The sequence below is a fragment of the Streptomyces sp. SID1328 genome, assembly GCF_009865595.1.
GTDB classification, from domain to species: Bacteria; Actinomycetota; Actinomycetes; order Streptomycetales; family Streptomycetaceae; genus Streptomyces; species Streptomyces griseoluteus.
Window position 1 is genome coordinate 1 of the sequence record NZ_WWKH01000475.1, and the last position, 6,031, is coordinate 6,031.

The following is a 6,031-nucleotide window of genomic DNA, read 5'->3' on the forward strand; positions in this document are numbered from 1 at the left end:
GGCAACGGCCGGGTCGCGCGCCGGGTGACCGACGTGACCTCGCTGGAGGCGGGTGCGGAGGCGCTGCTCGCGCCACGCATGCTGCTGGCGGCCGCCGTGGGCCCGCTGCGCCCGCCCCTCTCGGGGCCGCCGCTGACGGCGGAGGAACGGAAGGCGGCGGGGCTTCCCTAGCCGGCATACGGCTTGCCGCGGCAGCCACTCCCTTCCCTAGCCGGCGAACGGCGGCTGCGGCAGCCCCTCCCCGGCGTCCGGCACCACCAGCACCGAGCCCGACAGGGCCGTGGGGGCGGTGAGGCCGACGCGGGCGGTGGTGACGTACAGGTCGGTCAGGCCGGGGCCGCCGAAGGCGCAGGCGGTGGTGCGCGGGACCGGGAGCCGGATCTCGCGGTCCAGGGCGCCGGAGGGCGTGTAGCGGCGGACCGCTCCGCCGTCCCACAGGGCGACCCAGACGCAGCCGGCCGCGTCGACCGTGAGCCCGTCCGGGAAGCCCGCTCCCTCCTCGACGACGGCCAGGGTGCGCCGGTTCCGGACCTCCGTGCCGTCGTGATCGAAGACGTCGACGCGCCGGGTGGGGCTGTCGACGTAGTACATCAGCGTGCCGTCCGGGCTCCATCCGATGCCGTTGCTCACGGTGGCGTCGGTGAGGATCGGGCTGGCGGTGCCGTCGCCGGTCAGACGGGTCAGGGTGCCGCCGCCGGGAGCCTCGTCGTAGCGCATGGTGCCGGCCCAGAGGGAGCCGTCGGGGGCGACGGCCGCGTCGTTGGCGCGGCGGCCGGGTACCGGGTCCCGGTGCAGCCAGCGGAAGGTGCCGTCGGGGTCGAGGAGGGCGACGCCGTCACGGAGGTTGAGCACCAGGCCGCCGTGGGCGCGGGGCTTGGCGGCGCCGATGTGCTGGCCGGTGGTGCGGACCGTGCGGCGGCCGGTGGCGGGGTCGTACGTGTGCACGCGGCTCGCCGGCACGTCCACCCACAGCAGGCGGGCGGCTGCCGGGTCCCAGGTCGGGCCCTCGCCCAGTTCGGCCCGGGCCGCGACGGCGACCTCGTAGCCGCTCACGCCGCCTCCCGGTGGCCGAGCCGCTCGGAGAGTTCGGCGGCGCCCCGGACGGCGAGCGCCTCCAGCTCGGTACGGCGTTCCTCGCTCCAGCGGACCGTGGGCACCGAGATGGACAGCGCGGCGACGACCCGCCCGGTGCGGTCGCGGACCGGGGCGGCGACGCAGCTCACGTCCGGGTTGGACTCCCGCCGCTCCACCGCGACACCCCGGCGCCGGATCTCCGCGAGCGCCTCGCGCAGTCGAGCCGGATCGGTGAGGCTGTCCGGGGTCATCGCGGCCAGTTCGGCGCCGTCGGGGACGCGGGCGGCCAGCTCCTGCGCGGGCAGCGAGGCCAGCAGCATCTTGCCGACAGCCGTGCAGTGCGCGGGCAGCCGGCGCCCGGCGGCGGATACCATGCGGACGGCGTGCGTGGAGTCGACCTTGGCGATGTAGATGACGTCGGTGTCCTCCAGCAGCGCCACATGGACCGTCTCGTCACAGGTCTCGGCGACGGTACGGGCCACCTCCCGGCCTTCGGCGGCGAGGTCGAGCTGCTCCGCGTACCGGCTGCCGAGCTGGTACGGGCGCACGCCGAGCCGGTACCGGCCGGGCTGTCCGGGTACCGGTACCAGGTAGGAGCGGGCGGCGAGGGTGGTGACCAGCTCGTGCACGGTGGTGCGCGGGAGGCCGAGTCTGCGCACGATGTCCGGCGCGGAGAGCGTGCCGTCCCCGTCGAGGAACAGCTCCAGGATGTCGAAAGCCCGCGTCACGGCGGGCACGAGGCGTCCCACGTCCGGCCTCCTTGCCTGCTCTACGGGCGCGGCGGCCCGTGTTCGATACCCCGACCGGCGACCGGTGGGGCGAACACAGGCTAGCCACAGCGGGTCGGACGGGCAATGGCCGCCTGCTCGCCCGGCACCATGGAGGGTATGGCTCGCGACTTCTCCCTGGTGCTGCTGCGCCGCATGGCCGACCACAATCCGGAGCTGGCCGAGGACGCCCGCAGGCGGCTCGGCGCGTCCGCGACCGACATGCGGGAGGCCAACAAACACTGGCAGGCGATGGCCCGTTCGCCCAGGTCACGCCCGGCCGTGTCCCGGTACCGCGCGGTGCTGGGCGAGCCGGAGTCGGTCGAGCCGCGCCGGGTCGGCGACCTGGAGTGCGAGGCGTGGCGGTGGGCGCTGTCCCTCTGGCCGGACCTGCGCTTCGAGCTGCTGACCGGGCCGGGCGGTGCGGTCCTGACCGAGTGGCTGGTGCGTGCCCCCGACGCCCCCGCGCCCGAACTGAGCACGCTGGAGGACCTCACCCCGTGGTCCTGCACCCTGGAGGAGGTGGCCCGCGCCTTCGCCCCGGCCCGTCCGGTCCAGGGCACCGCCCCGAGCCGCCAGGCACTGGCCTTCACCGCTCCTGACCGGGACGGGGTACGGCACGAGATGGCCGCCGAGTTCACCTGGGGGCTGCTCCAGCGGACGGCCCTGCGGGACTGAGGCTCAACTTCCCTTTGCCGCCCGGATGATGAGCCGGGCCACGCGGGGCATCGACTCGGGGTGCAGGTCGAGGAAGAGGTGGGGCTCGATGAGTTCCAGCTCCAGCACACAGGGCTGCCCGTCCTCGCCGTCGATGAGGTCGGCCCGGCCGTACAACAGCCGTTCGGCGCCACCGGGTATCGCGGCCAACGCCCGCTCCGCGACCTCCAGTTCGGTACCGGTCGGCTGCCACTTCTCCAACTTCGGGTGGGCGGTCTTGTCGGCGTCGAAGGGCGTGCCGGGGACGAGGACGGCACCCTTGCGGCTGGCGTGCAGCAGACGCCCGCCGAAGAAGTGCAGGGCCCGCTCGCCGTGTTGGTCAACGCGCCGCATGTAGGGCTGGACCATCGCGGTGAGGCCCTCGGCGTGCATGTGCGCCAACTGCCGTACCGCTTGCTCGCCTTCCTCGGGCGTGTACCGGGCCGCGTACCGGGCTCCCGCGCCCGAGGCGGGCTTGATCACGTACTCGTGTCCGGTCGGCAGGTCGGGCTCGGTGCCGGGCGGCAGGTAGCGGGTGGGGACCGTCGGCACGCCGGCCGACGCCAGTGCGCCGAGGTAGCGCTTGTCGGCGTTCCAGCGGACCACGTCGGCCGGGTTGAGCAGCCGGGTGAGCGCGTCGACGCGGTCCACCCAGGCCAGGAACTCGGCGGGGCGCCAGGTGTAGTCCCAGGTGGACCGGATGAGAACGAGGTCGTAACCGGCCCAGTCGACGTCCGGGTCGTCCCAGAACCGGGCCTCCGCGTCGGCGCCCGCTGCCCTCAACTCCGCGACCAGCCCCGCGAGATCGGGGTCCTTGCTGGGCGCGGTGCCGGGGTCGTAGGTGGCGAGGGCGATACGCGGCACGGCGGGCTCCCTGGTCGTCTGCGTCGGCTCGGTGATCGCGAGGCTAGCAACCGCGCCGGAACCGGCACACCCCTGTTGACCTTCCCCTTCGGTGAAGCCCCAGCATCGGTGGCGAAGCGAGGAACCGGCCTTTCGAGGGAGCCTGGACGGACATGGACCTGCTGACCATCGGCGCTTTCGCCAAGGCGTCCGGGCTCTCCCCCAAGGCCCTGCGGCTCTACGACGAGCTGGGCCTGCTGCGCCCCGCCCGCGTCGACCCGTATACCGGCTACCGCTACTACGCCGTCGCCCAGTTGGACCGGGCCCGGCTGGTGGCGTGGCTGCGGCGGCTCGGCATGCCGCTGGCCCGGATCCGCGCGGTGTCCGTCCTGACCGGGGCGGACGCGGCGCGGGAGGTCCGGGCGTACTGGGCGCGGGTCGAGGCGGAGACGGCCGTGCGGCGGGATCTCGCCGCGTTCCTCGTGACCGAGTTGACCGAGGCACCGAGAGAGGGACCCACCATGCTGGAACTGCGCTGCGCCGCCCACTCCGACCGGGGGCACGTCCGCCCCGCCAACCAGGACACCGTCCACGCCGGCCGCAGGCTGCTCGCCGTGGCCGACGGCTTCGGCCCGGCCGGGGGGCCCGCCAGCGGGGCCGCGGTCGAGGCGCTGCGGTTCCTCGACGAGGAGGACGGGCCGCTACCCGGCAATGTGCTGAACCTGCTGGCCGACGCCGTGCGGAGCGCGGGCGATGCCGTACGGGACGTCACGGAGGGGGCCGAGGACGCGGGCACCACGTTGACCGCGCTGCTGTGGACGGGGTCGCGGCTGGCCCTGGCGCACATCGGGGACAGCCGGGCCTACCTGCTGCGCGAGGGCGGGCTGTTCCGCATCACCCACGACCACAGCGTGGTCCAGTCCCTGCTGGACGAGGGCCGCCTGACCCCGGCGGAGGCCGAGAGCCACCCGCAGCGGTCCCTGCTGCTGAAGGTTCTGGGGGCCGACCCCGACCTCCGGCTGCACGAGGCCCTCCCCGGCGACCGCTACCTCCTCTGCTCGGACGGCCTCACCGGTGTGGTCCCCGACGACAGGGTCAGGGAGCTGCTCGCCGCCGCCCCGGACCCGGAGACGGCCGTACGGACGCTGGTCGACGCGGCCAACGCGGCGGGCGGCCCGGACAACGTGAGCTGTGTGGTCGGGGACGTGGTGCCGCCGGTGGGGTAGGAAGGGGCTGTCGCACCCGGCAGCGAAGGAGTCCCGCGTGTCCTCCCTGTTCCCCGCCCTCACGGACCCACTCACGGCCGGAAAGGGGGCGCTGCGCTTCGGCGCCCGGTCGCTGTCGTACGCGGAACTCGCCTCCGCCGCCGGGGCGGTGGCCGGCCGGCTGCGGGGCCTCGGCCGGGTCGCGGTGTGGGCGACGCCGGAGCTGGAGACCGCCGTGGCGGTCACCGGGGCGCTGCTCGCCGGAACGGCCGCCGTGCCGCTCAACCCGAAGTCGGGAGGAGGGGAGTTGGCGCACATCCTCGCCGACAGCGACCCGGCGCTGGTGCTGACCGCGCCCGGTGCCGAACTTCCGCCCGCCCTCGCGGACCTGCCCCGCCTGGAGGTCTCCGGCACCGGGCGGGTCCCCGAGGACACGTACGCGGACGAGGACCCGGCGCTGATCGTCTACACCTCCGGCACCACCGGCCCGCCCAAGGGAGCCGTCGTCCCGCGCCGGGCGCTCGCCGCGACCCTGGACGCGCTGGCCGACGCCTGGCACTGGACCGGGGACGACGTGCTGGTGCACGGGCTGCCCCTGTTCCATGTGCACGGGCTCGTACTGGGCGTCCTCGGCCCGCTGAGGCGCGGCGGCTCCGTGCGTCACCTGGGCCGTTTCTCCCCCGAGGGCGTGACCCGCGAGCTGAACGACGGCGCGACCATGGTGTTCGGCGTACCCACCATGTACCACCGGCTGGCCGAGGCCCTGCCGGCCGACCAGGAGCTGGCGAAGGCGCTCGGCCGGGCCCGGCTGCTGGTCTCGGGCTCGGCCGCGCTGCCCGTCCACGACCACGAACGGATCGCGGCGGCCACCGGGCGCCGGGTGATCGAGCGGTACGGCATGACGGAGACCCTGATGAACACCTCCGTACGCGTCGACGGCGAGGCCCGCGCGGGCACCGTCGGCGTGCCGCTGCCCGGTGTGGAGCTGCGGCTGGTGGAGGAGGACGGCACCGAGCTGACCGCACGGGACGGGGAGAGCGTGGGCGAGATCCAGGTGCGCGGTCCGAACCTGTTCACCGGCTACCTGAACCGGCCCGACGCGACCGCCGCCGCCTTCACGGCCGACGGTTGGTTCCGCACCGGGGACGTGGCCGTGCGGGAGGCCGACGGGTACGTACGGATCGTCGGCCGGAAGGCCACCGACCTGATCAAGAGCGGGGGTTACAAGATCGGGGCGGGTGAGATCGAGAACGCGCTGCTGGAGCACCCGGCCGTCGCGGAGGCGGCCGTCACCGGGGAGCCGGACGCGGACCTGGGCGAGCGGGTGGTGGCCTGGGTGGTGCCGTCGGACCCCGGAGACCCGCCCGTGCTCGCGGAGTTGGCCGGTCATGTGGCCGCCCGCCTCGCCCCGCACAAGCGGCCCCGCGCACTGCACCTGCTCCCCGC

6 protein-coding genes and 1 pseudogene are annotated in these 6,031 nt (G+C 74.8%); 4 read left to right on the forward strand and 3 right to left on the reverse strand.

What is annotated here, in order from left to right:
- A pseudogene (locus GT030_RS14685) lies at positions 1–171 on the forward strand (pyridine nucleotide-disulfide oxidoreductase); the annotation flags it as partial.
- 36 nt (positions 172–207) lie between these two features.
- Here GT030_RS14685 and GT030_RS14690 read toward each other — a convergent pair.
- Both GT030_RS14690 and GT030_RS14695 read right to left on the reverse strand, forming a co-directional pair.
- Positions 208–1,053: an SMP-30/gluconolactonase/LRE family protein gene (locus tag GT030_RS14690; protein WP_161201492.1), complete on the reverse strand. Its 846-nt coding sequence runs from the start codon at positions 1,051–1,053 to the stop codon at positions 208–210.
- Positions 1,050–1,823: an IclR family transcriptional regulator gene (locus GT030_RS14695; protein ID WP_161201493.1), complete on the reverse strand. Its 774-nt coding sequence runs from the start codon at positions 1,821–1,823 to the stop codon at positions 1,050–1,052. The genes GT030_RS14690 and GT030_RS14695 overlap by 4 nt, the downstream gene beginning before the upstream one ends.
- A 138-nt stretch (positions 1,824–1,961) precedes the next feature.
- On the opposite strand from GT030_RS14695, the gene GT030_RS14700 reads away from it, so the two are divergent.
- A complete protein-coding gene (locus GT030_RS14700) occupies positions 1,962–2,519 on the forward strand; it encodes a hypothetical protein (RefSeq protein WP_202460096.1) in 558 nt (185 codons plus the stop codon).
- Positions 2,520–2,522: 3 nt separating this feature from the next.
- Here the strand turns inward: GT030_RS14700 and GT030_RS14705 are convergent, their stop codons facing one another.
- The gene (locus tag GT030_RS14705) at positions 2,523–3,401 is read right to left on the reverse strand and encodes a hypothetical protein (protein ID WP_161201495.1); all 879 of its coding nucleotides are present in this window, start codon (positions 3,399–3,401) and stop codon (positions 2,523–2,525) included.
- A gap of 152 nt (positions 3,402–3,553) precedes the next feature.
- On the opposite strand from GT030_RS14705, the gene GT030_RS14710 reads away from it, so the two are divergent.
- Both GT030_RS14710 and GT030_RS14715 read left to right on the forward strand, forming a co-directional pair.
- Complete coding sequence (locus GT030_RS14710) at positions 3,554–4,606, forward strand: MerR family transcriptional regulator (RefSeq protein ID WP_161201496.1); 1,053 nt, start codon at positions 3,554–3,556, stop codon at positions 4,604–4,606.
- A 37-nt stretch (positions 4,607–4,643) separates the two neighbouring features.
- The coding region (locus GT030_RS14715) for an acyl-CoA synthetase (protein WP_161201497.1) at positions 4,644–6,031 on the forward strand (1,388 nt) is incomplete at its 3' end.